Annotated in this window: 25 protein-coding genes and 1 riboswitch; of the genes, 6 read left to right on the forward strand and 19 right to left on the reverse strand. The window is 63.3% G+C overall.

What is annotated here, in order from left to right; genetic code table 11:
- Positions 1–2 precede the first annotated feature (2 nt).
- The 9 genes from cobC to cobO form a co-directional block, all read right to left on the reverse strand.
- Positions 3–578, reverse strand: coding sequence for an alpha-ribazole phosphatase family protein (gene cobC / locus AC1M7R_RS04230; protein WP_490610257.1), 576 nt, complete (start codon positions 576–578; stop codon positions 3–5).
- Positions 575–1,630, reverse strand: coding sequence for a nicotinate-nucleotide--dimethylbenzimidazole phosphoribosyltransferase (gene cobT, locus AC1M7R_RS04235; RefSeq protein ID WP_072431635.1), 1,056 nt, complete (start codon positions 1,628–1,630; stop codon positions 575–577). Before cobT ends, cobC begins: the two co-directional genes overlap by 4 nt.
- Positions 1,627–2,148, reverse strand: a complete 522-nt coding sequence (gene cobU / locus AC1M7R_RS04240; protein WP_072394005.1) for a bifunctional adenosylcobinamide kinase/adenosylcobinamide-phosphate guanylyltransferase — start codon at positions 2,146–2,148, stop codon at positions 1,627–1,629. Before cobU ends, cobT begins: the two co-directional genes overlap by 4 nt.
- Positions 2,149–2,298: 150 nt before the next feature.
- Positions 2,299–3,750, reverse strand: coding sequence for a cobyric acid synthase (locus AC1M7R_RS04245; protein WP_490610258.1), 1,452 nt, complete (start codon positions 3,748–3,750; stop codon positions 2,299–2,301).
- A complete protein-coding gene (cobD, locus tag AC1M7R_RS04250) occupies positions 3,747–4,739 on the reverse strand; it encodes a threonine-phosphate decarboxylase CobD (RefSeq protein ID WP_490610259.1) in 993 nt (330 codons plus the stop codon). The genes AC1M7R_RS04245 and cobD overlap by 4 nt, the downstream gene beginning before the upstream one ends.
- Entirely contained in the window at positions 4,732–5,640 is a 909-nt protein-coding gene (gene cbiB / locus AC1M7R_RS04255; RefSeq protein ID WP_490610260.1) for an adenosylcobinamide-phosphate synthase CbiB, read from the reverse strand. The genes cobD and cbiB overlap by 8 nt, the downstream gene beginning before the upstream one ends.
- Positions 5,637–6,287, reverse strand: coding sequence for a 5,6-dimethylbenzimidazole synthase (gene bluB / locus AC1M7R_RS04260; protein ID WP_490610261.1), 651 nt, complete (start codon positions 6,285–6,287; stop codon positions 5,637–5,639). Before bluB ends, cbiB begins: the two co-directional genes overlap by 4 nt.
- Positions 6,284–7,651 (reverse strand): cobyrinic acid a,c-diamide synthase CobB, encoded by a 1,368-nt coding sequence (locus tag AC1M7R_RS04265; protein WP_072431648.1) that lies wholly within the window; start codon positions 7,649–7,651, stop codon positions 6,284–6,286. Before AC1M7R_RS04265 ends, bluB begins: the two co-directional genes overlap by 4 nt.
- An 11-nt stretch (positions 7,652–7,662) precedes the next feature.
- Positions 7,663–8,289, reverse strand: coding sequence for a cob(I)yrinic acid a,c-diamide adenosyltransferase (gene cobO / locus AC1M7R_RS04270; protein ID WP_207956415.1), 627 nt, complete (start codon positions 8,287–8,289; stop codon positions 7,663–7,665).
- Between the two features lie 80 nt (positions 8,290–8,369).
- Positions 8,370–8,580: riboswitch (cobalamin riboswitch) on the reverse strand.
- 160 nt (positions 8,581–8,740) lie between these two features.
- Here cobO and AC1M7R_RS04275 point away from each other — a divergent pair.
- Positions 8,741–9,325, forward strand: a complete 585-nt coding sequence (locus AC1M7R_RS04275) for a hypothetical protein (protein WP_490610473.1) — start codon at positions 8,741–8,743, stop codon at positions 9,323–9,325.
- 66 nt (positions 9,326–9,391) lie between these two features.
- Positions 9,392–10,702 (forward strand): PQQ-dependent sugar dehydrogenase, encoded by a 1,311-nt coding sequence (locus AC1M7R_RS04280; RefSeq protein ID WP_072394020.1) that lies wholly within the window; start codon positions 9,392–9,394, stop codon positions 10,700–10,702.
- A 181-nt stretch (positions 10,703–10,883) separates the two neighbouring features.
- Here the strand turns inward: AC1M7R_RS04280 and AC1M7R_RS04285 are convergent, their stop codons facing one another.
- The 5 genes from AC1M7R_RS04285 to AC1M7R_RS04305 form a co-directional block, all read right to left on the reverse strand.
- Positions 10,884–11,417 carry a C40 family peptidase gene (locus tag AC1M7R_RS04285; RefSeq protein WP_072431640.1) on the reverse strand — a complete coding sequence of 178 codons (534 nt, stop codon included), beginning with the start codon at positions 11,415–11,417 and terminating at the stop codon, positions 10,884–10,886.
- A 165-nt stretch (positions 11,418–11,582) separates the two neighbouring features.
- Positions 11,583–12,209 (reverse strand): C40 family peptidase, encoded by a 627-nt coding sequence (locus AC1M7R_RS04290; RefSeq protein WP_072394026.1) that lies wholly within the window; start codon positions 12,207–12,209, stop codon positions 11,583–11,585.
- 212 nt (positions 12,210–12,421) lie between these two features.
- A complete protein-coding gene (gene hda, locus AC1M7R_RS04295) occupies positions 12,422–13,126 on the reverse strand; it encodes a DnaA regulatory inactivator Hda (protein ID WP_003178999.1) in 705 nt (234 codons plus the stop codon).
- Between the two features lie 167 nt (positions 13,127–13,293).
- Positions 13,294–14,367, reverse strand: a complete 1,074-nt coding sequence (locus AC1M7R_RS04300) for an AI-2E family transporter (RefSeq protein WP_072394029.1) — start codon at positions 14,365–14,367, stop codon at positions 13,294–13,296.
- Positions 14,368–14,396: 29 nt separating this feature from the next.
- Entirely contained in the window at positions 14,397–15,455 is a 1,059-nt protein-coding gene (locus AC1M7R_RS04305) for a DUF2066 domain-containing protein (protein WP_072431641.1), read from the reverse strand.
- A 366-nt stretch (positions 15,456–15,821) separates the two neighbouring features.
- Between AC1M7R_RS04305 and purM the strand changes: the two genes are divergently transcribed.
- The 4 genes from purM (at position 15,822) to AC1M7R_RS04325 (ending at position 18,806) form a co-directional block, all read left to right on the forward strand.
- Positions 15,822–16,880, forward strand: coding sequence for a phosphoribosylformylglycinamidine cyclo-ligase (gene purM / locus AC1M7R_RS04310; RefSeq protein WP_072394035.1), 1,059 nt, complete (start codon positions 15,822–15,824; stop codon positions 16,878–16,880).
- 11 nt (positions 16,881–16,891) lie between these two features.
- Complete coding sequence (gene purN, locus AC1M7R_RS04315; RefSeq protein WP_490610262.1) at positions 16,892–17,542, forward strand: phosphoribosylglycinamide formyltransferase; 651 nt, start codon at positions 16,892–16,894, stop codon at positions 17,540–17,542.
- A gap of 8 nt (positions 17,543–17,550) precedes the next feature.
- Complete coding sequence (locus AC1M7R_RS04320; protein ID WP_072394038.1) at positions 17,551–18,264, forward strand: DUF3108 domain-containing protein; 714 nt, start codon at positions 17,551–17,553, stop codon at positions 18,262–18,264.
- A gap of 347 nt (positions 18,265–18,611) precedes the next feature.
- Positions 18,612–18,806 (forward strand): hypothetical protein, encoded by a 195-nt coding sequence (locus tag AC1M7R_RS04325; protein WP_072394041.1) that lies wholly within the window; start codon positions 18,612–18,614, stop codon positions 18,804–18,806.
- A 137-nt stretch (positions 18,807–18,943) separates the two neighbouring features.
- On the opposite strand, the gene AC1M7R_RS04330 is transcribed toward AC1M7R_RS04325, so the two are convergent.
- The 5 genes from AC1M7R_RS04330 to cysM form a co-directional block, all read right to left on the reverse strand.
- The gene (locus AC1M7R_RS04330) at positions 18,944–19,483 is read right to left on the reverse strand and encodes a DUF2058 domain-containing protein (protein ID WP_072394044.1); all 540 of its coding nucleotides are present in this window, start codon (positions 19,481–19,483) and stop codon (positions 18,944–18,946) included.
- A 26-nt stretch (positions 19,484–19,509) separates the two neighbouring features.
- Complete coding sequence (mazG, locus tag AC1M7R_RS04335; RefSeq protein WP_072394047.1) at positions 19,510–20,343, reverse strand: nucleoside triphosphate pyrophosphohydrolase; 834 nt, start codon at positions 20,341–20,343, stop codon at positions 19,510–19,512.
- A gap of 64 nt (positions 20,344–20,407) precedes the next feature.
- Positions 20,408–22,654, reverse strand: coding sequence for a GTP diphosphokinase (relA, locus tag AC1M7R_RS04340; RefSeq protein WP_072394050.1), 2,247 nt, complete (start codon positions 22,652–22,654; stop codon positions 20,408–20,410).
- Positions 22,655–22,755: 101 nt separating this feature from the next.
- Positions 22,756–24,126, reverse strand: coding sequence for a 23S rRNA (uracil(1939)-C(5))-methyltransferase RlmD (gene rlmD / locus AC1M7R_RS04345; protein WP_072394053.1), 1,371 nt, complete (start codon positions 24,124–24,126; stop codon positions 22,756–22,758).
- Complete coding sequence (gene cysM / locus AC1M7R_RS04350) at positions 24,126–25,028, reverse strand: cysteine synthase CysM (protein ID WP_490610263.1); 903 nt, start codon at positions 25,026–25,028, stop codon at positions 24,126–24,128. The genes rlmD and cysM overlap by 1 nt, the downstream gene beginning before the upstream one ends.
- Positions 25,029–25,047 lie beyond the last annotated feature (19 nt).

Below are 25,047 nucleotides of genomic sequence, written 5' to 3' on the forward strand. Positions count from 1 at the left end.
CGTCAGGTCATCTCCGCCAGAACCGGACCGGAGGACACGCGCAGTGAAAACAGCGCGCCATGGGCCACTTCGACGTTGAGCAACTGCTCCCGTGGCAGCCCCCGGGCACGAGCCAGCAGCAAGCGCATCACACCGCCATGACTGACCAGCAGGACGCGCTGCCCCGCATAGGCCGCATGCAGACGGTCCACCGCCGCCAGGACCCGTGTCGAGAACGCCAGTACCGGCTCGCCGTCGGGCGGGGTGAACCGGTAGGGATCGGCCCAGAACTGGCCCAGTGCCTCGGCATCAGTGTCCATCAACGCCGCTGCGCTGCGACCTTCCCAGGCGCCAAAATGCAGCTCTTGCAGGTCTTTTTCCAAGTGCACCGGCACGTTGAGCCGGGCGCCGAGTTGTTCGGCGAAACGGGCACAGCGCTGCAAGGGTGAACTCACCAGCCGATCCCAGGGCCCGCCTTGAGCGACGGCCGTGTGCATCTGCTCCCACCCCTTGGCCGTCAGGGCATCGTCGAGACTGCCTCGCAGCCCGCCTCCCAGCTCGGTTTCGCCGTGACGCAACAGGTCCAGGCGCAAGGTCATGCCGGGCGATCCGCCACGGCGGCCTCGGCAAACGTCGCCATCTGCCCGTGCAGGCCACAAGCCAGGCGCAACAGCGGCACCGCCAGCGCCGCGCCGCTGCCCTCGCCCAGGCGCAGGCCCAGATCGAGCAGCGGTTCGGCTCCGAGGGTTTCCAGCACATGGAGATGCCCTGGCTCGGCACCGCGATGGGCGAACAGAAGCCATGGCCGGCAGCCCGGATTGAGCCGCACCGCCACCAATGCCGCGACACTGCAGATGAAACCGTCCACCAGCACCGCGACACCTTGTTGGGCACAGGCCAGGTAGGCACCGACCAGCGCTGCGATTTCAAAACCGCCCAGGTTGAACAGCGTCTGCAGCGGGTCGTTGCCCTGGGCACCATGCAACGCCAGGGCGCGTTCGATGACCAGCGCCTTGCGGCTGATACCCGCCGCGTCCAGTCCCGTACCCGGCCCCACCAGGTGAGCCACCGGGCAATCCAGCAAGGCGCAAGCCAGGGCGCTGGCCGCGGTGGTGTTGCCGATGCCCATTTCGCCACCGATGAACAACTGCGTGCCGACCTCGACCGCGCGCGCCACGCTGTCGTGCCCCGCTTGCAAAGCCTGCACGCCCTGCTTCGGGGTCATCGCCGCGCCATGGAGAAAATTCGCGGTACCAGGCCCGACCCGCAGATGCCTGACACCCGCCAATTCGAGCGACGGCGTCACCGTGCCCAGGTCCACCACTTCCAGCCGGGCCTCCAGTTGCCGCGCCAGGACACTGATGGCCGCGCCGCCGCTGACGAAGTTGAGCAGCATCTGCCCGGTCACTTCTTGAGGGAAGGCTGATACGCCCTCGGCCACGACTCCATGATCGCCGGCAAAAATCGCGATCCAGACTTGATCCAGATTCGGCTTGACCTGCCCTTGCAACCCCGCCAGTTGCACCGCCACCGACTCCAGCCGGCCGAGTGAGCCGGCCGGTTTGGTCAGCTGTTGCTGACGAGCGGCGGCCTGTTCCAGGACCTGGGTATCGAGGGGCTTGCAGGGGTCCAGCCACCAGCGGTGAGTCATGACGCAGTACCTTTGAGAGTCAGGGGCAGGCCGGCGACGGTCAGCACGACACGCTGACACCGTTCGGCCAAGGCTTGATGCAGCCAACCGGCTTCATCGACATAACGGCGAGTCAACTCACCCAGCGGCACGACACCCATGCCGGTCTCGTTGCTGACAAAAATGATGTCGCCGGGCAGCGCAGCAAGGCAGTCCAGCAGCGCATCGCGTTCTGCATTCAACCGCTCGGCGTCGTCGAGCATCAGCAGGTTGGTCAACCACAGGGTCAAGCAATCCACCAGCAGGCATTGCCCGGGTGCGGCGTTTTCCTGTAGCACCCGGGCCAGGGCCAATGGCTCTTCCACCAGCGCCCATTCGGCCGGGCGACGGGCGCGGTGCTGGGCGACCCGTGCGTTCATCTCGCCGTCCAGGGGTTGGCTGGTGGCGATGTAGGTCACGGGTAATTGAGTGTCCGTGGCGAGTTTTTCCGCCAGGCGACTCTTGCCGGAGCGGGCGCCGCCGAGGATCAGTTGGAGCATGAGTCATTACCTTTATTTGGCGGTGTGGCGACTGGCGCCATCGCGAGCAAGCGCGCTCCCACAGTTGATCCTGGGGGTTCATGAATTCTGTGGTCATCAGAAATCCAATGTGGGCGCGAGCTTGCCCGCGATGAGGCCGGCACAGCCACCCTAGATCCCGCAGAGTTCACGCAACAACCCAGTGTCCAGATGCCGCTCCACCAGATCCGCCAACCGCTCGATGTCCCGCTCGCGCAAGCCGTGGTAATCCACTGCCTGCACATCCTGTAGCCCAGCCCAGCGCAACAACGCACTGCTGGCCTGGGGAGATTCGAACAGTCCATGCAGGTAGGTGCCGACAATCTGCCCATCGAGACTTTTCGCGCCGTCGCAACGGCCGTCTTCCAAGTACACCGCTGCGTTTTCCAGGGCCGGTCCAGTGGTCACCCCCGCGTGAATCTCATAGCCGCTGACCTCAGCCTCTTCCAAGGCCAATCGCCCGCGGACATTACGCAGTTGTTTTTCGTGCTCCAGCGTCGTTTCAAAGGCCAGCAAACCCAGCCCCGCACTGGAGCCCGCCGCGCCCTCCAGCCCCAGCGGGTCGTGGACCTGCTGGCCGAGCATCTGCAAACCACCGCAGACCCCCAGCAGTTTGCCGCCATAGCGCAAGTGGCGTTGGATAGCCGCCTCCCAGCCGTTGGCACGCAAATAGACCAGGTCGCTGCGCACGCTTTTCGAACCGGGCAGGATGATCAGGTCGGCCGGCGCAATGGCCTGGCCAGGGCCGATGAATTGCAGGTCCACCTGCGGGTGCAGGCGCAACGGATCGAAATCGGTATGGTTGCTGATGCGCGGCAACACCGGCACCACCACCTTGAGCACCTGCCCGACCTTGTCGGCCTGGCGCTGGTCGAGGCCATCCTCGGCCTCCAGGTGCAGATCCGTCACGTAGGGCAACACGCCAATAACCGGTTTGCCGGTACGCGCCTCAAGCCAATCCAGGCCCGGCTGCAGCAAGGCGATGTCGCCGCGAAATCGGTTGATGACGAAGCCTTTCACCCGCGCCTGCTCGCTGGGCGACAGCAATTCCAGGGTGCCCACCAGATGGGCGAAGACCCCGCCGCGATTGATATCGGCGATCAGCAGGACCGGGCAGTCCACCGCTTCGGCAAAGCCCATGTTGGCGATGTCGCCGGCCCGCAGATTGATTTCCGCCGGCGATCCCGCACCTTCCACCATCACCACCGGATAGGCCTCGCTCAACCGCCGGTGAGAGGCCAATACCGCTTGCATCGCGATGGCTTTGTAATCGTGATAGGCAACGGCGTTCATGGTGGTCACGGCACGCCCATGGATGATGACCTGGGCCCCGGTGTCGCTGTTGGGCTTGAGCAGCACCGGGTTCATGTCGGTATGGGGCTCAAGGCCTGCGGCCTGGGCCTGTACCGCCTGGGCGCGCCCGATTTCGCCGCCATCGGCGGTCACCGCGCTGTTGAGCGCCATGTTCTGCGGCTTGAACGGCACCACGCTGACGCCCTGGCGGCGGACCCAGCGGCACAGCGCCGTCACCAGGGTACTTTTGCCGGCATCGGATGTGGTGCCCTGCACCATCAAAGTGGTCATGGAAGATCCTTGGTGTAGGCCTCTAATGCCTGTTCGAGGCGCAGGAATTCTGCATCGTCGGCTGCAAGCCCGAACCGCAGGCTGCTGTTGTGGGAAAACAAGCGCAGGAGAATGCCGCGGCGGGCCATGAAATCGTGAAGCATCTGGGCATGCTCGGTCACCAGCCACTGGAACAGCCCGCAGCCGCCCTGGGGCTTGAAGCCATGACGCTCCAGGGTCAGCGCCAGGCGCTGGCTGGTGACTTCACAGCGCTGTCGCTGGCGGACCTGAGCGGCATGGTCCAGCAAACAGGCCTGCCCCAGCACCCGCGTCGGCCCGCTGACGGCCCATGGCCCGACCTGTTCGGCCAACAACCTGAGCAAGTGCCGCTCGGCCAATACAAAGCCCAGGCGAACTCCGGCCAGCCCAAAGAACTTGCCGAACGAACGCAGCACGATCAGACCGACCTGATGGGCATGGGCCGCCAGGCTCAGTTGCGGCGTGACATCCATGAACGCTTCATCGACCACCAGCCAGCCACCGCGCTGGGCCAGCCGGGCATGCCAGTCGAGCAGACGCTCCGGGCTCAGGCTCAGGCCCGTGGGGTTGTTCGGGTTGACCACCACCAGCACATCGAGGCTGTCGAGGAAGAAATCCACTTCCGCTTCCAGCACTTCCCGCACGATGTAGCCACTTCGGCGCCAGGCCTCGGCGTGCTCGGCGTAACAGGGCGACAGCACGCCGACCTTGCCGGTGCGGCGCAGGCGGGGCAACAACTGGATGGCCATCTGGGAACCTGCCACCGGCAGCACATGCTCAGCGCCGTAATAATCGCGGGCCGCCTGTTCCAGCCCATCATCCGCCTCAGGCAGCCGGGCCCAGGCGCGCAGTGGAATCGCCGGAACCTCGAACGGCCAGGGCGCCAGGCCGCTGGACAGATCGAGCCATTGCGCCTCGGCAATACCGTATTGCCGGGCCGCGTTGCGCAGGCGCCCACCGTGCTCAAGCATAAAACTCGGCTCCCAGGCAGAGGATCAGCAACCACAACCATACGCCGCGCTGGACCAGTTGCCAGCCGCGATCGATGGAATCGGCGCTCGCCGGAACGCCCTCGCCCAAAGGCGGACGCTGGTGCAGCTCGCCGTGGTAAACCGCCGCGCCTCCCAGCTCGACCCCAAGCGCCCCGGCACCGGCCGCCATGACGGGCCCGGCGTTGGGGCTGTCCCAGGTCGGCCCCTGGCGACGCCAGCACCGCAGCGCCACTCGGGTTTTCCCCAGCAACGCGTAGGTCAACGCCACCAGCCGCGCCGGAATGTAATTGAGGCCATCATCGATTCTGGCCGCAGCCCAACCGAACCGCTCGAAGCGTTCGTTGCGGTAGCCCCACATCGCATCGAGGGTATTGCTCAAGCGGTACAACACCACGCCGGGCGCGCCGGCCACGGCGAACCAGAACAAGGCGGCGAATACCGCGTCGCTGCCATTCTCCAGCACCGATTCGGTGGCAGCGCGCGCGACAGCGGTTTCGTCCAGCTCACGGGTCTCACGGCTGACCAGATAGCCCACCCGCCGACGCGCTTCGTCCAGGTCCCCACTGCGCAACGCCCGGGCTACCGGCTCGACATGTTCCCCCAGGCTGCGCAGCCCGAGGGCGCAGTACAAGGCCAGGATGTCCACCAGCCAACCCACCAGGGGGGCCCAGGACAAGGCCGTGGCCAGCAAGGTCAACGGCACCACGGCGATGAACCACGCCGTGACACCGTGGCTGCGCCAGCCGCGCCCGCCCCCGTTGAAACGTTGTTCGATGCGATCGGCAAATCCGCCGAACGCCACCAACGGATGCCAGCGTCGAGGTTCGCCCAGCAACGCATCCAACGCCACCGCAGCAGCGCTGAGCAGTGCCACGCTCATGAGCTCACGCCCCAACGGTTTTCATAAAGCAGTTCATTGAGCGGCCTCGATTGCGCCCAGCCCTCCAGGGTGAGCATCGGAGCCGGGTAAAAGCTCTGCACCGGCCCCAGGCACAGAATCGCCAGGGGCTTGGCGCCGACGGGCAACCCCAGCAGGTCGGCCAGGGCCTGGGGCTCGAACAACGACACCCAGCCCATCCCCAACCCTTCGGCACGGGCGGCCAGCCACAGGTTCTGGATGGCGCAGGACAGCGAGGCCAGATCCATTTCCGGCAAGGTCCGACGCCCGAAGATATGCCGCTCGCGATCATCCATCAACGCGGCCACCAACACTTCGGCGCAGTCGTCGATGCCTTCGACCTTGAGCTTCATGAACTCATCGCTACGCTCGCCCAGGGCCTCGGCAGTGCGAACACGTTCCTCTTCCACCAACTGCCGGATATTGCCGCGCAGGGCGCGGTCACTGATGCGAATGAATCGCCACGGCTGCATCAGGCCCACGCTGGGAGCCTGATGCGCCGCTTCCAGCAGGCGCCGCAGCAAGGCCGGCTCAACCGAGCCACCTGCGAAGTGGCGCATGTCGCGGCGCTCGGCGATGGCGCGGTAGATGGCGTCGCGTTCGGCCTGGGAGAAAGCGTTGTCGGTCATGGCCTTTTCGCGAGCAAGCCCGCTTCCACTGGAGTCAGGTGATCGAACGTGTTCGCGAAGGCGGCCTCGGGGACCGGCGCGAACAGCGCGGCGATCGCCCTCGGGTTTGATGGAAAATAGAAGTGAACATAGGAAGCCGTCATCCGCCCCTGCCGGAAAACCGCCTCGGCTCCACGCCCGCCATTGGGACTCTGGCCACGAGCGATCGGCGCAACATCGGTGCTGGTCAGCGAATGATGGTAGGTATGGCCCCGCAAGGTGCCTTCCGGCAGCTCCACCGCTTGCAGGGCCAGGGCCGCCAGGCGTTTCTGCATCTGCGCCTCGCCGGCCAGCAGGCCCAGCAGCTCGGCGCGAGTACCTTCGACATCGGTCAGCGAATCCAGCAGGTACAACATGCCGCCGCATTCGGCCAGCAAGGGCTTGCCAGCCTCATGGTGAGCCCGGATCGCCGCCAGCATCGACGCGTTCCGGGCCAGGGCGACATGGTGCAGCTCCGGGTAACCGCCAGGCAGGTAGAGGCTGTCCGCTTCGGGCAGCGTCGTGTCATGGATCGGAGAGAAAAAGCTCAACTGCGCGCCCATGGCCCGCAGCAGGTCGAGGCTTGCGCCGTAGGTGAACGCAAACGCTTCGTCCCGCGCCACGGCGATACGGACGCCGTCGAGCCAGGGTTGCACGGCCACCACCTCGGGTGCGGCAAACGTCACGGCCGGCGGCAGCGTCACTTCGCAACTGCTCGCCAGGGCCTCGGCGGCAGCATCAAGGCGCAGATCCAGGTCATTCAGCTCACTGGCCTGGACCAGGCCGAGGTGACGGCTGGGCAATTCGATACCGGTTTCCCGGGACAACGCGCCGTACCAGCGCAGCCCTTCGGTCAGGCTGCCTTCGAGCAGTTGCGCATGCCGCAAGGTGCCGACCCGGTTGGCCAGCACCCCGGCAAACGGCAGGTCCGCTTGATAACGCGCCAGGCCCAGGGCCAGGGCGCCGAACGTCTGGGCCATGGCCGTTCCGTCGATCACCGCCAGCACCGGTACACCGAAATGCCGCGCCAGGTCGGCACTGGACGGGGTGCCGTCGAACAGCCCCATCACGCCTTCGATCAGGATCAGGTCCGCCTCCCCGGCGGCTTCCCACAACAGCCGTCGACTTTCCTGCTCGCCGACCATCCACATGTCCAGCTGATAGACCGGCGCGCCGCTGGCGCGCTCCAGGATCATCGGATCGAGAAAATCCGGACCGCACTTGAATACCCGCACCCTGCGCCCCTGGTTGCGATGCAACCGGGCCAGCGCGGCGGTGACGGTGGTCTTGCCCTGCCCCGAGGCAGGGGCTGCGATCAGGACGGCCGGGCACTGGCGGCTGTGCATGCGGGCATCGCTCACAGCTCGACACCCTTCTGCGCCTTGATGCCGGCCTGGAAGGCGTGCTTGATCATGCCCATCTCGGTGACGGTATCCGCCAACTCGATCATTTCCGGCTTGGCGCCACGCCCGGTCACCACCACATGCTGCATGGGCGGGCGGGCCTGCAGGTCGCTCAGCACCTGGTCCAGGTCCAGGTATCCATGCTTGAGGGCGATATTGAGTTCATCGAGCACGACCAGGCCGATGGACGGATCGCCCAGCAACTGGCGCGACACCGCCCAGGCGGCTTCGGCAGCAGCGATATCGCGCTGGCGGTCCTGGGTTTCCCAGGTAAATCCTTCCCCCATCACATGAAAACGCACCTGCTCCGGGAAGCGACGGAAAAACAGTTCTTCCCCGGTGCTGTTGCGCCCCTTGATGAACTGCACCACGCCGCATTGCATGCCATGCCCCATGGCCCGCGCGAGCATGCCGAACGCAGAGCTGCTCTTGCCCTTGCCGTTGCCGCTCAGCACCAGCAGCAGGCCGCACTCGTTCGGCGCGTTGGCAATACGCTCGTCGATCACGGCTTTCTTGCGCAGCATGCGCGCCAGGTGACGTTCGTCGCGATCGGACGCATCGGAAATGGGGGAACCGGTCATGGGGAGGCCTCCGTTGGGACTGGATAACGGCGGGCGGGCACAAAAAGAGACGGCAACAAGCCTGGCATCGCCCACCGTGACGCCGTTGAATGGATCAGGCCGGTCTCCGGGCTCATGAGCGGCGTGATGCCGGGCTACCCGCCTTCCCACGTCCTTGGACGCAGTGGCTCATGGGCAGCCTTGACTCATTTACCGTTGCGGGGGCAGCGCCGGGCTCGCATGGGCTCACCGGCTTCCCTGTTTCACTTTGTCGGCCTGCGGCCACAAAGCACCTGAAACAAGCCGCGAAGGTTAGAGGGTTGGGGCAGGAGCGTCAATTAAAGCCACCGCGGGCCGGGCGTCGCTTATTGGCCAGGATCAATAAAATGACGTCAATGTTGTGCCATGATGCGGCAAATGATATCAAATGGACATTACCACCCGATATCACAAGAACAACAGGGGGCAACGCATGCAAGGCATGATCATCAGCAATCCAAAACTGGAGTTCCTGCGCCCGATGCTCGAACGCTGGTTCGACTGCATCGATCGCTACAACACCGTGCGCGGGGATAACGACACGCCGTACTGGTTCGACGAAAAAGCCAACCTGGGATTGCTCTCGGCAGCGGCCTGGATGGCCGAGATGGTCACGCTGCAGGACGCCCCGACCCGCAAGCAGAATGAAGAAGGCGAACGCAACGCCAGGGCCCACCTGTTCATTGCCGGTACGGATGAGCGCGCCTTCATCCAGGCCACCCAGCGCTGGCCAAAGGTCAAGAGCCTCAACCTGACCCAGCCCTTGCTCGAAGCCACCAGCGACGCCAAGCGCATCAGCTACGCCAGCGACCTGAAGCTGGGCTGCCTGTTCGTCGCGCCGCAAAAAGCCCAGCAAAGCACCACGCCCGAAGAGCTGCAGGACATGGTCGATGAACTGCAGAAGGAAAACTCCTGCGCCGTGGCCTGGTATTTCCCTTACGCCTACCGCAAGTTGCGCAACGAGGCCGGTCATTATCATCCGGGGATCGCCGTACTGTTCAAGCAGGCCCACGGCTGACGGGTGGAACCATCGCGCGTCTACGCTTCTCTATGAATAACCACATGCATTCATAGGGAAGCCAGCATGCTCAAGCCGCCTCATCTCCTGACCATTGTCCTTGCCGCAGGGCTTGTCGCTTGCGGCGAATCGTCCACGCTGCAAGTGTCCGATGGCACCGGCCCATCGCCGAAGCTGCCGGAACCGAACAAGACCCTGATCCCCACCGTGAACATCGCCGAAGCTGTCGGCTGGCCGGACGGCGCCAAGCCGACGCCGGCCCAGGGCCTGCAAGTGAAGGCTTTCGCCGAAGGCCTGGATCATCCACGCTGGCTCTATGTGCTGCCCAACGGCGATGTGCTGGTAGCCGAAACCAATGCCCCACCCAAGCCAGACGATTCCAAGGGCGTGCGCGGCTGGGTAATGAAAAAGGTCATGGGTCGCGCCGGCGCCGGAGTGCCAAGCCCCAATCGCATCACACTGCTGCGTGACGCCAATCACGACGGCATCGCCGAAACCCGCACGGTTTTCCTGGAGAACCTCAACTCGCCGTTCGGCATGACCCTGGTGGGCAATGACCTGTACGTGGCCGACACTGACCGGTTGATTCGTTTTCCCTACAAGGACGGCGACACGCAAATCAAGGCGCAGCCCACCAAGGTCGTCGACTTGCCGGGCGGCACGCTCAACCACCACTGGACCAAAAACGTCATCGCCAGCCGCGACGGCAGCAAGCTGTACGTCACCACCGGCTCGAACAGTAACGTCGCGGAGAACGGCATGGAGGCTGAAGAAGGTCGTGCGGCCATCTGGGAAGTGGACCGCGCCAGCGGCAACCACCGCATCTTTGCCTCGGGCCTGCGCAACCCCAACGGCCTGGCCTGGGAGCCGCGCAGCGGAGCGCTGTGGACAGCGGTGAACGAACGGGACGAGATCGGCAGCGACCTGGTGCCGGACTACATCACCTCGGTCAAGGATGGCGGCTTCTATGGCTGGCCCTACAGCTATTACGGGCAGCATGTCGATACTCGGGTCGAGCCCCAGAAACCGGACCTGGTGGCCAAGGCCATCGCCCCGGACTATGCCGTCGGGCCTCACACCGCGTCGCTGGGCCTGACCTTCGCCGAGGGCAGCAACCTGCCCGCGCCATTTACCGAGGGAGCGTTCATCGGGCAGCACGGCTCATGGAATCGCAAGCCCCACAGTGGCTACAAAGTGATTTTCGTCCCCTTCAGTGCTGGCAAGCCGGTCGGGCAACCTGTCGATGTGCTGAGCGGCTTCCTGAACGCCGACGAAAAAGCCCAGGGCCGCCCGGTAGGTGTCGTGATCGACAAACAGGGTGGATTGCTGGTGGCCGATGATGTGGGGAACAAGATCTGGCGGGTGTCTGCCCAATAGCGCTGATCGCACTCTTCTGTGGCGAGGGGATTGATCCCCGCGGGGCTGCGCAGCAGCCCTAGAGCTTGAAATGCGGAGTTTTCAGGCCGATCGCATCCAAGCCGCTGTCTTTGGGGCTGCTTTGCAGCCCAGCGGGGATAAATCCCCTCGCCACAGGTCCTCGCTGGCCTGAAGATCTACGTCAGGGATTGCGTGCCAGATGCTCAGGCTGCAATACACGCTTGGCGCCCAGGTAAGCCTTCTGCCAATAGGCCTTGGACAGGCTATCGAGCTTGACCGTCCCACCGGTGGCCGGCGCATGCACGAAACGGCCCTCTCCGACGTAGATTCCGGCGTGGCTGACCTGGGAACCGCCATTGGTGGCGAAGAAAACCAGGTCCCCGCTCTGCAACGCATCCTTACCGACTTCCGGGGCTCGCATGCCGATCATTTCGCGGGTCGAACGTGGCAGGGAAATACCGGCCGCGTCGCGATAGACATAACCGATCAGGCCGCTGCAATCGAAACCCGAATCCGGTGTGTTGCCACCCCAGCGATAAGGCGTGCCCACCAGGCCAAGCGCCCGGAAGAGTACGTCTTCGGCGGCCGGGGACACGGGTTGCGAGGGAGCGAATACCACCGGAGCACGCACAGGCGCAGGGGGCGGGGTTCGACTGGCGCATGCGCTGAGCAGCGCGGCCAGGAGAAGGGTAGCGAGGCGGGCCGACGTCGACATATGCAGAACGATCCTGATCTGGATGCGGCTTTTTCCTGCCGGGGCATGAAAACAAATCCGCCTGCTGGAACGCAGGCGGATTGCCATCAATCAATGATCAAGGATTCTAGCGGCTATGAGGCAAACTTCAAGTAAGACTTTAAGTTTGCCTTACAAACTGTGCGCTTACTTGCGAGCGGTGACCACAGTCGGCGCCATGGCCAGGGCGCGCTTGGCTTCGATGAAGGTCTTGCTCCAGTAGCTGTCACCGAGGCTGTCGATGCGTACGCCACCGCTGCGACGGCTGCTGGAGTGGATGAACTGGTTGTCACCCAGGTAGATACCGGCGTGGCTGACACGTCCACGGCGCCCATTGGTGCTGAAAAACAGCAAGTCACCCGGCTCCAGTTGATTGCGAGCCACCAGCGGGGCATTCACGTTGATCATTTCGCGGGTGGAACGCGGCAGGTTCATGCCGGCCTCTTCGCGAAACAGATAACCGATGAAACCGCTGCAATCGAAGCCCGCCTCGGAGGTGCCGCCAAAACGGTAGCGGGTCCCGATCAGGGACATGCCACGCTCCAGGATGCTGTCGGCCAGCACGGGAAGCTGATAGGGCTTGTTGCTGGCGAAGGCCGCCAGCTCTTTGTCGGAGGCCACTTCTTCCTGGAACGCAACGGAGGAAGACTGGGCGGTAACGGAATTCTTGACCTGTGGTTGCTGCTCTTGCTGGGTCACTGGGGAGTGGGCAGCGCAACCGAACAACAGGGTAACGAGTGCGAGAGGCACGAGGGGTGCGAAGCGATTTAGCATGGGCACGACCGTGGCTGTAGTTGTAAAGATGGCGAGACTATGCCTTCTATCGACTTCATTTGCAAATTCAATCGATAAAAATGTGACTTCCCGGTTTTGCCATCACATCTAAGCGCTTAAGCCCATTTTGAATGTCGCGTGGCCTGCAACCCAGCAGGGCCGCGGGTTTGCTCGTGCGCAAAGCAGGCCAAGAGCCACTAGTCGGACAGGCTCTACCAGCCCAAGGTTTCTTTCAAGAAAGGAATGGTCAGCTTGCGCTGGGCTTGAAGGGAGGCCTGGTCGAGGCGCTCGAGCAACTCGAACAGTGCACTCATGCTGCGGGTGCCACGGGTAAGAATGAAATGCCCCACCTCATCGGTCAGATGCAGTCCGCGCCGGGAAGCGCGCAACTGCAAGGCACGCAGCTTGTCTTCATCGGAAAGCGGACGCATCTGGAAGATCAGCGCCAGGGTGAGACGAGACTTGAGGTCCGCCAGCTTTACCGGCAACTCCCGGGGAGACGTGGAGGCAGCGATCAGCAGGCGCCGACCACTGTCCCGCAACCGGTTGAAAAGATGAAACAGCGCCTCTTCCCAATCGGCCTTGCCGGCCACGGCCTGGAGATCGTCCAGGCAGACCAGTTCGTATTGTTCGAGGTTGTCGAGGATTTCAACGCCACGGTCCAGCAATTCAGCCAATGGCAGGTACACCGCCGGCTCGCCCAATTGCTCGAATCTCAGGCAGGCCGCCTGCAACAGGTGCGTACGCCCAACCCCATCCTTGCCCCACAGGTAGATCAGACTCTCGGTCCAGCCGGCGTCGGCTTCGCATAGCCGCTCGACATAGCCGAGTGCAGCGGCATTCGCGCCTGGGTAGTAGTTGATGAAGGTGGCGTCATCACGCAGACGCACACCTAGGGGCAACTGAATCGGTTTCATGCTGGCTGGACAGTTCCAAGGAACCGTTAGTGGCCTCTGTGTAAAGTTCGCAAAGTTTATACTCGTGAAGCAGACCGCACAATGCGCCGCTCCACGAGCAAAATCAAAGGTTTGCAGCAGCAACACGGCATGGCGACCATTTCCCTGGCGCCCCGGCCGGTCGCGCCCTACAGATCGGGGTCTTCGACGCCACTGTAGAGGTCCGAATCCTTGTACAGGTCACGCGCGTGGCGCACCAGCACCATGATGACCGCCGCCACCGGCAGCGCCAGCAGGATCCCGGTAAAACCAAACAACTCACCGCCTGCCAGGATCGCGAAGATCACCGCCACCGGGTGCAGGCCGATGCGATCGCCCACCAGCAACGGAGTCAGCACCATGCCTTCCAGGGCCTGGCCCACCATGAATACCGCCACGATGCCGACCATGGGATACAGGTCGCCACCAAACTGGAACAGCCCGGCGATCAACGCCGCGCCGATACCGATCACGAAGCCCATGTACGGTACGATGGCCGCCAGGCCGGCGATCATGCCGATCAGCAGACCCAACTCCAGCCCAACCAGCATCAGTCCCGCCGCATAGATGAAGCCCAGCGCCACCATCACCAGCAACTGCCCCCGCACAAACGCACCCAGCACCTCGTGGCATTCGCCGGTGAGGGTCATGATCTGCTCCTCCCGGTGACGCGGCAGCAGGCCGCGGATCTTGGCCATCATCAGGTCCCAGTCCCGCAACAGATAGAAACTCACCACCGGAATCAGCACCAGGTTCGCCAGCCACCCCATCAAGGCCAGGCTCGAGGCTGTGGCCTGGCTCAGCACCACGCCAACGATGTCGGTGGTCTGGCCCATATGTTCGCTGATGGCAGCCTTGACCTTGTCGAACTTCCAGAAACCATCCGCCAGACCCAGCCTGGACTGTACCCAGGGCACTGCTGTGTGCTGTAGCCAATCGAGCATCTGCGGTGCCAGTTCATACAGGCGCAGCAGTTGCTTGGCCAGCATGGGAATCAACACCAGCAACAGCGCGATGACGATCAGGGTAAACAGGGCAAACACCGTCACCACGCCCCAGGTCCGCGACAGGCCGAGCTTCTCCAGGCGATCCACCACCGGATCGAACAGATAGGCCAGGAGCAGCGCCACCAGGAACGGGGTCAGAATCGGATGCAACAGATAGATTAGCGCGCACAGCAGGGCGACCCCGCCCAACCAGAACCAACGCCGCGTATCACCCATGAACAACTCCTGGCTATATAGAAGGAAAACTACCAGCGAAACCGCAGGTTGGCCGTCGGTGCGGGGGGCGCAGCGGGGGCCGTGGCCGAACCATCGGCTGGCGGTTGTGCCGCAGGAACGGGCGCGATGCTCTCGCCGGCCGGAATTTCCTGCAGTTTCGCCAGGGCCAACTGCGCCTTGAGCTGCTCCGCACTGCCATTGACCCGATAGACGATCCGGTCCCCTTCGACCCGCTGCAATTGCCCGCCGAACGGCTCCAGCAAACGCCCCAGGGCGGCATAACGCTCGAAGTTCATGCCCTGCACTTCCAGCAACTGTTCGGTTGCCACCCCTGGCTTGGCGACGAAGCGCGGGGCCAGACGCTGACTCACCGCCAGCATCACCGCATCGGCCAGCGCGGCGGCATCGGCGCCCTGGGCACTGCCCTGTTCCCGTTGATTGCCCAGCCACAGGCGCCAGGTGCCCTTCCACTGACCGCCCTCTTCCTTGGCATGGACCGCCAGCAGCGCATCGGCGCCGTAGCGCTCCGATGCGTCGCGCAACGGAGCCGGGTCAGTGCCCTCCAGGTTCGGCGCGGTAGCGACGATCTGTTCGCTCAGGTCAGCCAGTGGCAATAGCAGTGGCAAGCCCCGATGCTGGGCGGCGCGGCGCAACGGCGCGGCGCTGGGCTGCCCGTCACCCACCAGGCTCGAACCCTCGGTCGACTCGTTCAGCCACCAGCCCAGGATCGAAGGCCGGTTCGCGCCCCACAGTGACAGCCCTGCCGAACGCAGGGCGCGATCGGTGCTCACCGGATCGAAGTCCACCTTCAGGCTCTCGGGAGGGCCGGCGTCGTAGCCATACTGGAGAATGATCTGCTGCGGGTCCTTGCGGAGCGCCGCCAGCCCGGGGTTCTGTGCCGCCCCGGCATCGCCGGTCAGACGCAGCACCAGCGTGTCCAGGGCGCGCAATGTCGCCTGGTTGCGCTCGTCCGGCGACTGGCTCGCGACGGGCTCGTAGACTTGATAAAGACCATTGAGGGGTTCGGCCTGGCTCGCCAGGCTGATCAACGCCAGGCAGCCCACAGACAAGAATTTGATCAGACGCATGGAAGATTCCCGGACATGACGGCTGGAACAGGCCGTGTGAAGAAAACGAAGCATGGCTGTGACCACGGCATGCGCCAAAACACTCACACACCGATGGAAGTTTTGCGCGGTCGTCACCATAGCCGGTTACGGCTACACCTTATACAGCCGCATCGTGCAGCACCAATAGAAGAAATATCGGTTTTTTTCTGCGGATATGTTCCTGCCCGTCGGCGCGAGGATGGCCGCTGCCCCACAAGCCTGATAAAATCGCGCGCCTTCGCAGACCGGCAACGGCTGGGCATCCGGAATCACTCGCACAACGAGTATTCAATGGCCCCGGCGGTCGGTCGTTACCCAGAAATCCCCCCCCTAAAGGCCTGGATCATGAGCAAGCAACCCTCCCTGAGCTACAAGGACGCCGGTGTAGACATCGACGCCGGTGAAGCATTGGTCGAACGCATCAAGAGCGTCGCCAAGCGCACTGCGCGTCCGGAAGTCATGGGCGGCCTGGGCGGTTTCGGCGCCCTCTGCGAGATCCCGGCCGGCTACAAGCAACCGGTGCTGGTCTCGGGCACCGACGGCGTGGGCACCAAGCTGCGCCTGGCACTGAACCTGAACAAGCACGACAGCATCGGTATCGACCTGGTGGCGATGTGCGTGAACGACCTGGTCGTCTGCGGCGCCGAGCCACTGTTCTTCCTCGACTACTACGCCACCGGCAAACTGAACGTCGACACCGCAGCCCAGGTAGTGACCGGCATCGGCGCCGGCTGCGAGCTGTCCGGCTGCTCCCTGGTCGGTGGTGAAACCGCCGAGATGCCAGGCATGTACGAAGGCGAGGACTACGACCTGGCCGGCTTCTGTGTCGGCGTCGTGGAAAAAGCCGAGATCATCGACGGTTCGAAAGTCGCCACCGGCGACGCCCTGCTTGCCCTGCCGTCCTCCGGTCCGCACTCCAACGGCTACTCGCTGATCCGCAAGATCATCGAAGTGTCCGGCGCCGACATCGAAAACACCCAGCTCGACGGCAAGCCGTTGACCGACCTGCTGATGGCCCCGACCCGCATCTACGTCAAGCCGCTGCTCAAGCTGATCAAGGACACCGGCGCCGTCAAGGCCATGGCCCACATCACCGGTGGCGGCCTGCTGGACAACATCCCGCGCGTCCTGCCAAAAGGCGCCCAGGCGGTGGTCGACGTGGCGAGCTGGACCCGCCCCGCAGTGTTCGACTGGCTGCAGGAAAAAGGCAACGTCAATGAAACCGAAATGCACCGCGTGCTGAACTGCGGCGTGGGCATGGTCATCTGCGTGGCCCAGGAGCACGTCGAGACCGCCCTGAACGTGTTGCGTGAAGCCGGCGAGCAGCCTTGGGTCATCGGCCACATCGCTGCGGCAGCCGAAGGCGCCGCCCAGGTCGAGCTTAAAAACCTTAAGGCACACTGATGCACGAACGGATGTCTGCAACCTGTGACGTCGTGGTGCTGCTGTCAGGCACCGGCAGCAACTTGCAGGCCCTGATCGACAGCACGCGGACCGGAGACAACCCGGTCCGCATCCGCGCGGTGATTTCCAACCGCGCCGATGCCTACGGCCTGCAACGCGCCAAGGAGGCGGGAATCGAGACCCGCGTCCTGGATCACAAGGCATTCGATGGCCGCGAAGCCTTCGACGCCGCACTGATCGAACAGATCGACGCCTTCAGTCCCCAACTGGTGGTCCTGGCCGGCTTCATGCGCATCCTCAGCGCCGGCTTCGTGCGTCATTACCAGGGCCGGCTGTTCAATATCCATCCTTCGTTGCTACCCAAATACAAAGGGTTGCACACTCACCAGCGCGCACTGGAGGCCGGGGACACGGAGCATGGCTGCTCGGTGCACTTCGTCACCGAGGAACTCGATGGCGGACCACTGGTCGTACAGGCAGTAATACCGGTAGAGTTGTACGACACGCCGCAAAGCCTGGCACAACGGGTCCACGCCCGGGAACACCAGATCTACCCGATGGCCGTGCGTTGGTTTGCCGAAGGACGGCTGACCCTCGACGATCGTGGTGCCTCGCTGGACGGCCAGTTGCTCGCCGCCAGCGGCCATTTGATTCGATACTAGGAGATTTTATGCGTCGCGCCCTGCTCTTCGCCTGCGCCCTGCTTGCCCTGCCTCTGGCACAGGCCGCGGAGCTTCAACCTTTCTCCGCCAGCTACACCGCCGACTGGAAACAATTGCCCATGAGCGGCACTGCCGAGCGCAGCCTGACCAAGGAAGCCAACGGCACCTGGAAGCTGAGCTTCAAGGCATCGATGATGATTGCCGGCCTGACGGAAGAAAGCACCCTGACCCTGGACAAGGACACCCTGCTGCCTCAGTCCTACCACTTCGAGCGCAGCGGCCTGGGCAAGGCCAAGAAGGCCGACCTGGACTTCGACTGGAACACGAAGATGGTCACCGGCACCGATCGCGGCGACGCGGTGAAGCTGCCGCTCAACCGAGGCATGGTGGATAAATCCACCTACCAGCTGGCCTTGCAGCACGACGTGGCCGCCGGCAAGAAGAGCATGAGCTATCAGGTGGTCGATGACGGCGAAGTCGACACCTATGACTTCCGCGTACTGGGCGCCGAAAAAGTCGAAACCAAGGCCGGGCAGATCGACGCGATCAAAGTGGAGCGTGTGCGCGACCCGACACAAAGCAAGCGCATCACCGTACTCTGGTTCGCCAAGGACTGGGATTACCTGCTGGTACGCCTGCAACAGGTCGAGACCGACGGCAAGGAGTACAACATCATGCTCCAGGACGGCACGGTCAACGGCAAGCCAGTCAAAGGCAGCTGATCCGGCTCGATAATCAGGAAGCCCCGCATATGCGGGGCTTCTTTTTGTCCGGGATGACATGCCTTGCGTGCACCTGCTCACGATGGAAGTGGGCTGGCACTCGGTATCGCGGGCAGCCTCTTTCCCCAGGGAGGCAGCTTCGCTGGATGGTTGCCGCGCCAATATGAAACCTTTTTCATGATGCCTCCCTGCGACCGAATGCCGCGCCCGGCCTGGGCTGTACGACCGCTGCGCTTTCCATGAAAACTTCTTAACGGACCGGGGCATTTACTTAGCAGGCTACGCAAACCTATAACAAAGTCCTGCACACGTTTTGCTGCAGATGACAGAGATTGGAGTTTGCAAAGATGACTGTGAAAGTAATTGAACGCGATGATGCCCACATGTCCCACGAAGCCATTGCCGCCGGCATCCGGATCTGGGATGTGCATCAGCAGGATCTGCTGGTGGGGATGTTCCATTCGGAGACAGACGCCCATAGCTACAAGGCGGAGCTGGAGCGCGAGGAAATGCTGCGCTCGCGGGAGACGGCAGAATCCTGAACAACGAAAAACCTGTGGGAGCGAGCGTGCTCGCGATAGCGGAGTGTCAGTCGCCATATGGGGCACTGATAACCACTATTGCGAGCACGCTCGCTCCCACAGGTTTTGTGTTTCAGTTCAACGATATTGCGTCCGGCTCACCACATCAAATCATCCGGAATCTGATACGCCGCGTACGGATCGTCGGCATCCACTTCTTCGGTCTGGGTATTGAGCTGCACAATACGCTTGGGATCGCGCTCCTGGATTTTCAACGCCGCTTCGCGGGGGATCACTTCATAACCGCCGGCATGATGGACGATCGCCAGAGAGCCGCTGCTCAGCTTGTTACGCATCAGGGTGTTGACCGAGATACGCTTGACCTTCTTGTCGTCGACAAAGTTGTAGTAATCATCGGTGGTCAGCTTCGGCAGGCGCGAGACTTCGATCAACTGCTTGATCTGGGCGGCACGGGCCTTCTGCTCGGCCTTTTCCTGTTGCTGGCGATTGAGCTCCTGGTCACGCCGCGCCTTCTCCGCCATGGCCTCCTGGGCCGCGCGCTGCTGGGAGTCGTCCAGTTCGATCTGGCCCTTGTGGGCCAGGCGCTGCTGCTTCTGCTTCTCTTTGCCGACCTGCTTGACCTGCTTTTGGTTGACCAGCCCTGCTTTGAGCAACTGGTCGCGAAGGGAAAGGCTCATGGTGCTTACTCACTTAGGCAACGGCCTCAGCCGCAGCTGGGCAAATTCTTTTCCTGACGTTTGGCTTCGCCCCACAAGGCGTCCAATTCTTCTAGGGTGCAATCTTCCATGGGACGGTGGGTGTCGCGCAATGCCTGTTCGATAAATCGAAAACGCCGCTCGAATTTCCCATTGGCGCCGCGCAGTGCGGTTTCCGGATCGACCTTGAGATGACGGGCCAGGTTCACCACGCTGAACAGCAGGTCGCCGACCTCCTCGCCAATGGCTTGTGGGTCATTGTCGGCCATGGCTTGCAGCACTTCGTCCAGCTCCTCGCGAACCTTGTCCAGCACCGGCAGTGGACCCGGCCAGTCGAAACCGACCTGGCCCGCCCGTTTCTGCAGCTTCGCCGACCGGGATAACGCCGGCAGGGCCGCTGGCACATCGTCGAGCAGTGACAACTGCTCCGGAGCGCAGGCCTTTTCAGCCCGCTCCTCAGCCTTGATCTGCTCCCAGCGATGCTTGACCTGCTCCTCGCTCAGGCGCGGTACATCCAGCGGCGCGTAGAGATCGCCGGTGGGAAATACGTGAGGATGGCGCCGGATCAGCTTGCGGGTGATGCTGTCGACCACACCGGCGAATTCAAAGCGGTTTTCTTCCCGGGCCAGCTGGCTGTAATACACCACCTGGAACAACAGATCGCCCAATTCGCCTTGCAGGTGATCGAAGTCGCCGCGCTCGATGGCATCGGCGACTTCGTAGGCTTCTTCCAAGGTATGGGGAACGATGGTCGCGTAGGTTTGCTTGATGTCCCACGGGCAACCGTACTGGGGGTCCCGCAGACGGTTCATCAAGTGGAGCAGGTCTTCGAGGCTGTACATCAATCCATCCCATCACAAAAAAGTCCTGTGGGAGCAAGCTCGCTCCCACTTTTTCGGACTGCGCTTAACCTGGTGTCCGGTTACGCCGGGTCTCGATGATGTTCGGCAACTGGGAAATCCGCCCCAACAGGCGGCCTAGCGCATCCAGCCCCGGAATCTCGATGGTCAGGGACATCAGTGCGGTGTTGTCTTCCTTGTTCGAACGGGTGTTGACCGCCAACACGTTGATCCGCTCATTGAGCAGCACCTGAGACACGTCACGCAGCAACCCGGAGCGATCGTAGGCGCGAATGATGATGTCCACCGGATAGGTGAGCACGGGCACCGGGCCCCAGCTGACCTGGATGATCCGTTCCGGCTCGCGGCCGGCCAGTTGCAGCACCGAGGCACAGTCCTGGCGGTGAATGCTCACGCCGCGCCCCTGGGTGATGTAGCCGACGATCGCATCCCCCGGCAACGGCTGGCAGCAGCCGGCCATCTGGGTCATCAGGTTGCCGACCCCCTGGATCTGGATATCGCCGCGCTTGCCCGGCTTGTAGCCAGTGGCCTTGCGCGGGATCAGCTCCAGTTGTTCGTTGCCACGCTCCGGCTCCACCAGTTGCTGGGCCAGGTTGACCAGTTGCGCCAGGCGCAGGTCCCCGGCCCCGAGGGCGGCGAACATGTCGTCGGCGGTCTTCATGTTGGCCTTTTCGGCCAGCTTGTCGAAATCCACCTGCGGCAGGCCAAGGCGACTGAGCTCGCGCTCGATCAAGGTCTTGCCGGCGGCGACGTTCTGGTCGCGAGCCTGCAGCTTGAACCAATGGACGATTTTCGCCCGAGCCCGCGACGTGGTGATATAGCCCAGGTTCGGGTTCAGCCAGTCACGGCTCGGCGTGCCGTGCTTGCTGGTGATGATCTCGACCTGTTCACCGGTCTGCAGGCTGTAGTTGAGCGGTACGATCCGCCCGTTGATCTTGGCGCCACGGCAGTTATGGCCGATCTCGGTGTGGACCCGGTAGGCGAAGTCCAGGGGCGTCGCACCCTTGGGCAGGTCGATGGCATGCCCGTCGGGGGTGAAGATGTAAACCCGGTCCGGCTCGATATCCACCCGCAACTGCTCGGCCAGGCCGCCGATATCACCCAGTTCCTCGTGCCACTCCAGGACCTGGCGCAGCCAGGAAATCTTTTCTTCGTAGTGGTTGGAGCCGGACTTGACGTCGGTGCCCTTGTATTTCCAGTGCGCGCAGACACCCAGCTCGGCTTCCTCGTGCATGGCGTGGGTGCGGATCTGCACCTCCAGTACCTTGCCTTCGGGACCGATCACCGCAGTGTGCAGCGAGCGATAGCCGTTTTCCTTGGGGTTGGCGATGTAGTCGTCGAACTCCTTGGGAATGTGTCGCCACAGGGTATGGACGATCCCCAGGGCGGTGTAGCAATCGCGCATTTCCGGAACCAGCACGCGAACGGCGCGAACGTCGTAGATCTGGCTGAATTCCAGCCCTTTGCGCTGCATTTTGCGCCAGATCGAATAGATGTGCTTGGCCCGGCCGCTGATATCGGCTTCCACGCCGGTGGCCTGCAATTCTTCGCGCAGCTGGGTCATCACATCGGTGATGAAACGCTCACGGTCCAGGCGTCGCTCATGCAGCAGCTTGGCGATCTGCTTGTACTGGTCGGGCTCCAGGTAGCGGAAGGACAGATCCTCCAGCTCCCACTTGATGTGACCGATGCCGAGACGGTGGGCCAGGGGGGCATAGATGTCGAACACTTCCCGGGCGACGCGATTGCGCTTCTCGTCGTCGGCGGACTTCACCGCACGAATCGCACAGGTCCGCTCGGCCAGCTTGATCAACGCGACGCGCACGTCGTCGACCATGGCCACGAGCATCTTGCGCAGGTTCTCTACCTGGCCCTGGGTACCCAGGACCATGGAATGGCGCGGACTGAGGCTGGCGCTGATGGCCGCCATGCGCAGCACGCCGTCGATCAGCTTGGCGACCACCGCACCGAAGCGCTGGCTGACCACCGGGAGCGGGATCTGCCCTTCGCGAACGCCGCGGTACAGCACCGCGGCCACGAGGGAATCCTGGTCGAGCTTGAGGTCGGCGAGGATCTCGGCAATCTCCAGGCCCGTATGAAAACTCGAGGTGCCTTCGGACCAGAGGTTCTTCGCCGCATTGTGTTGCTGTTCCGCCTCGCGAGCGAACTCGCAGGCTTGCTTCAAGGCTTCGCGATCCAACGCCATGTCGATGCTGACCGCGTGATCGAGCCAAGCCTCGAGATTGATACTGCCGTCGGTGTTGATCGGCTGGTGTGCTCTCACCTGTACCATCTTTACTTACCTTCCCTATGACGCAGATTCAATGCGTCAACATCGCTGACCTTCGTTGTCCGTGCTTCCGCCCAGGACTGTAGCGGGTTGGCACGAACGGGTCAGTCGGACAAGCCATCCTGGCTCGCTTCAAATAACGCCATGGCCTCGACATGCGCCGTCTGAGGAAACATATCGAGAATCCCGGCACGTTTTAACCGGTAGCCCTGCTTGATCAATTCGACCGTGTCCCGGGCCAAAGTTGCCGGGTTGCACGATACATATACCAACCGTCCGGCGCCCAGGGAGGCCAGCTTGCGCACCACCTCGAAAGCTCCGTCACGGGGTGGGTCCAAGAGTACCGCAGAAAAGCCTTCGCCGATCCATTCGGCACCCGCCAGCGGCTGGGATAAATCGGCCTGAAAAAAGGCAGTGTTATGCAAATTGTTGCTGAGCGCGTTGGCCGCAGCCCGATCCACCATGACCTGCACGCCCTCGACGGCGACGACTTCGCGTACCTGCCTGGCCAGTGGCAAGGCGAAATTGCCCAGGCCACAGAACAGATCCAGCACCCGCTCCTCGGGCCGAGGCGCCAGCCATTGCAAGGCCTGGGCAATCATCGCCTCGTTGATGCCGGCGTTCACCTGGATGAAATCCCCCGGTCGATAGGCCAGCTCCAGGCCCCAGGGATCCAGGCGATAACCCAGGGTCTGGCCGGGCTCCGCCGGTTGCGGCTCGCCCTCTCCATGAAGCCACAACTGGGCCTCATGGAACGCGCAGAAATCCTTGAGGATCGTCAGGTCGGCCTCCGATAGTGGTGCCATGTGCCTTAGCAACACCGCCAGGGACGAGCCGGCGAACAACTCCACATGGCCAAGCGCCTGGGGCTTGCTCAGGCGCCTGAGCATATCCGGCAGGCGGCTCATGATCGGCTGCAAGGGCTGTACCAGCACGGGGCAATCGCCAATGGCAACGATGTCCTGGCTGCCGGCCGCACGCAAACCCACCTCGAGCTTCTTCGCTTTCTGATCCCAGCGCACGGCCACCCGGGCGCGACGTCGATAAGCGAACTCCGGCCCGCTCAGCGGCGCGGCCCACTCCTCGGGTTCGACGCCGGCCACCCGCGACAACTGCTCGGCGAGCATGCGCTGTTTCAGGGCAAGCTGTTCTTCGTGGGGCAAATGCTGGACGCTGCAGCCTCCGCATTGACCGGCGTGGGCACAGGCTGCCGGGCGGCGCAGTTCACTGGTCTGGAACACACGCTCGGTGCGCGCCTCGACCACCTTGCCATGGGCACCGAGCACCCGAGCCTCGACCTCCTCGCCGGCCAGGGCACCGATGACGAACCAGGTACGGCCATCGACAAAGCCGATACCCCGGCCATCGTTGGCCAGGCGTTCGATGCTCAAGCGCTGCTTTTTGCCGGTGGGCACCTGGGGGGCCCGGCTTCCGCCGCTGGGCTGGAAGCGCAGGCCTCTTTCATGCCTGGCCATCAGTTGGGCGCGTCGAAAATGCCGGTGGACAGGTAACGGTCGCCCCGGTCGCAGATGATCGCCACGATCACCGCGTTTTCAACTTCCTTGGACAAGCGCAGCATGCCCGCCACGGCACCGCCCGAAGACACGCCGCAGAAAATACCCTCTTCCCGGGCCAGCCGACGGGTCACGTCCTCGGCCTCACTCTGGGCCATGTCGATGATGCGGTCCACGCGATCGGCCTGGTAGATCTTCGGCAGATATTCCTCGGGCCAGCGACGAATGCCCGGAATGGCCGAGCCCTCCATCGGCTGCAGACCAATGATCTGTACGTCCGGATTCTGTTCCTTGAGGTAGCGCGAAGTGCCCATGATGGTACCGGTGGTGCCCATCGAACTGACGAAATGGGTAATGGTGCCGCCGGTCTGGCGCCAGATCTCGGGGCCGGTGCTGGTGTAGTGGGCCTCGGGGTTGTCGCCGTTGGCGAATTGATCCAGCACCTTGCCACGCCCTTCGGCCTGCATGCGCTCGGCCAGGTCCCGGGCGCCTTCCATGCCTTCGTCCTTGGACACCAGGATCAATTCGGCACCGTAGGCGGTCATCGCCGCCTTGCGTTCGGCGCTGGAATTGTCGGGCATGATCAGGATCATCTTGTAGCCCTTGATGGCCGCCGCCATGGCCAAGGCGATACCGGTGTTGCCGGACGTCGCCTCGATCAGGGTGTCGCCGGGCCGGATCTGTCCACGCAGTTCACCCCGGGTGATCATCGACAGCGCCGGCCGATCCTTGACCGAACCCGCCGGGTTGTTCCCTTCAAGCTTGAGTAAAAGCGTGTTGCTGGTGGCGCCAGGCAGGCGCTGCAAACGGACCAGCGGGGTGTTGCCGACGCAATCGGCGATGGTGGGGTACTGCAATGTCATGGCGTATTCGCAATCCGGG

This window comes from Pseudomonas sp. MS01C9 (genome assembly GCF_058202755.1).

Excerpts from the sequence above, each read along its gene's own strand:
- AC1M7R_RS04275 (WP_490610473.1), top strand. The coding sequence starts at position 8,741 with ATGCAAGGCATGATCATCAGCAATCCAAAACTGGAGTTCCTGCGCCCG.
- purN (WP_490610262.1), top strand. The coding sequence starts at position 16,892 with ATGTCTGCAACCTGTGACGTCGTGGTGCTGCTGTCAGGCACCGGCAGC.
- AC1M7R_RS04305 (WP_072431641.1), bottom strand. The coding sequence starts at position 15,455 with ATGCGTCTGATCAAATTCTTGTCTGTGGGCTGCCTGGCGTTGATCAGC.
- purM (WP_072394035.1), top strand. The coding sequence starts at position 15,822 with ATGAGCAAGCAACCCTCCCTGAGCTACAAGGACGCCGGTGTAGACATC.
- AC1M7R_RS04265 (WP_072431648.1), bottom strand. The coding sequence starts at position 7,651 with ATGCACAGCCGCCAGTGCCCGGCCGTCCTGATCGCAGCCCCTGCCTCG.
- AC1M7R_RS04325 (WP_072394041.1), top strand. The coding sequence starts at position 18,612 with ATGACTGTGAAAGTAATTGAACGCGATGATGCCCACATGTCCCACGAA.
- cobC (WP_490610257.1), bottom strand. The coding sequence starts at position 578 with ATGACCTTGCGCCTGGACCTGTTGCGTCACGGCGAAACCGAGCTGGGA.
- AC1M7R_RS04320 (WP_072394038.1), top strand. The coding sequence starts at position 17,551 with ATGCGTCGCGCCCTGCTCTTCGCCTGCGCCCTGCTTGCCCTGCCTCTG.
- cobD (WP_490610259.1), bottom strand. The coding sequence starts at position 4,739 with ATGCTTGAGCACGGTGGGCGCCTGCGCAACGCGGCCCGGCAATACGGT.
- cobT (WP_072431635.1), bottom strand. The coding sequence starts at position 1,630 with ATGACTCACCGCTGGTGGCTGGACCCCTGCAAGCCCCTCGATACCCAG.
- AC1M7R_RS04280 (WP_072394020.1), top strand. The coding sequence starts at position 9,392 with ATGCTCAAGCCGCCTCATCTCCTGACCATTGTCCTTGCCGCAGGGCTT.
- AC1M7R_RS04245 (WP_490610258.1), bottom strand. The coding sequence starts at position 3,750 with ATGACCACTTTGATGGTGCAGGGCACCACATCCGATGCCGGCAAAAGT.
- cobO (WP_207956415.1), bottom strand. The coding sequence starts at position 8,289 with ATGACCGGTTCCCCCATTTCCGATGCGTCCGATCGCGACGAACGTCAC.
- cobU (WP_072394005.1), bottom strand. The coding sequence starts at position 2,148 with ATGCTCCAACTGATCCTCGGCGGCGCCCGCTCCGGCAAGAGTCGCCTG.
- AC1M7R_RS04290 (WP_072394026.1), bottom strand. The coding sequence starts at position 12,209 with ATGCTAAATCGCTTCGCACCCCTCGTGCCTCTCGCACTCGTTACCCTG.
- relA (WP_072394050.1), bottom strand. The coding sequence starts at position 22,654 with ATGGTACAGGTGAGAGCACACCAGCCGATCAACACCGACGGCAGTATC.
- rlmD (WP_072394053.1), bottom strand. The coding sequence starts at position 24,126 with ATGGCCAGGCATGAAAGAGGCCTGCGCTTCCAGCCCAGCGGCGGAAGC.
- cbiB (WP_490610260.1), bottom strand. The coding sequence starts at position 5,640 with ATGAGCGTGGCACTGCTCAGCGCTGCTGCGGTGGCGTTGGATGCGTTG.
- cysM (WP_490610263.1), bottom strand. The coding sequence starts at position 25,028 with ATGACATTGCAGTACCCCACCATCGCCGATTGCGTCGGCAACACCCCG.
- AC1M7R_RS04330 (WP_072394044.1), bottom strand. The coding sequence starts at position 19,483 with ATGAGCCTTTCCCTTCGCGACCAGTTGCTCAAAGCAGGGCTGGTCAAC.
- AC1M7R_RS04300 (WP_072394029.1), bottom strand. The coding sequence starts at position 14,367 with ATGGGTGATACGCGGCGTTGGTTCTGGTTGGGCGGGGTCGCCCTGCTG.
- hda (WP_003178999.1), bottom strand. The coding sequence starts at position 13,126 with ATGAAACCGATTCAGTTGCCCCTAGGTGTGCGTCTGCGTGATGACGCC.
- AC1M7R_RS04285 (WP_072431640.1), bottom strand. The coding sequence starts at position 11,417 with ATGTCGACGTCGGCCCGCCTCGCTACCCTTCTCCTGGCCGCGCTGCTC.
- bluB (WP_490610261.1), bottom strand. The coding sequence starts at position 6,287 with ATGACCGACAACGCTTTCTCCCAGGCCGAACGCGACGCCATCTACCGC.
- mazG (WP_072394047.1), bottom strand. The coding sequence starts at position 20,343 with ATGTACAGCCTCGAAGACCTGCTCCACTTGATGAACCGTCTGCGGGAC.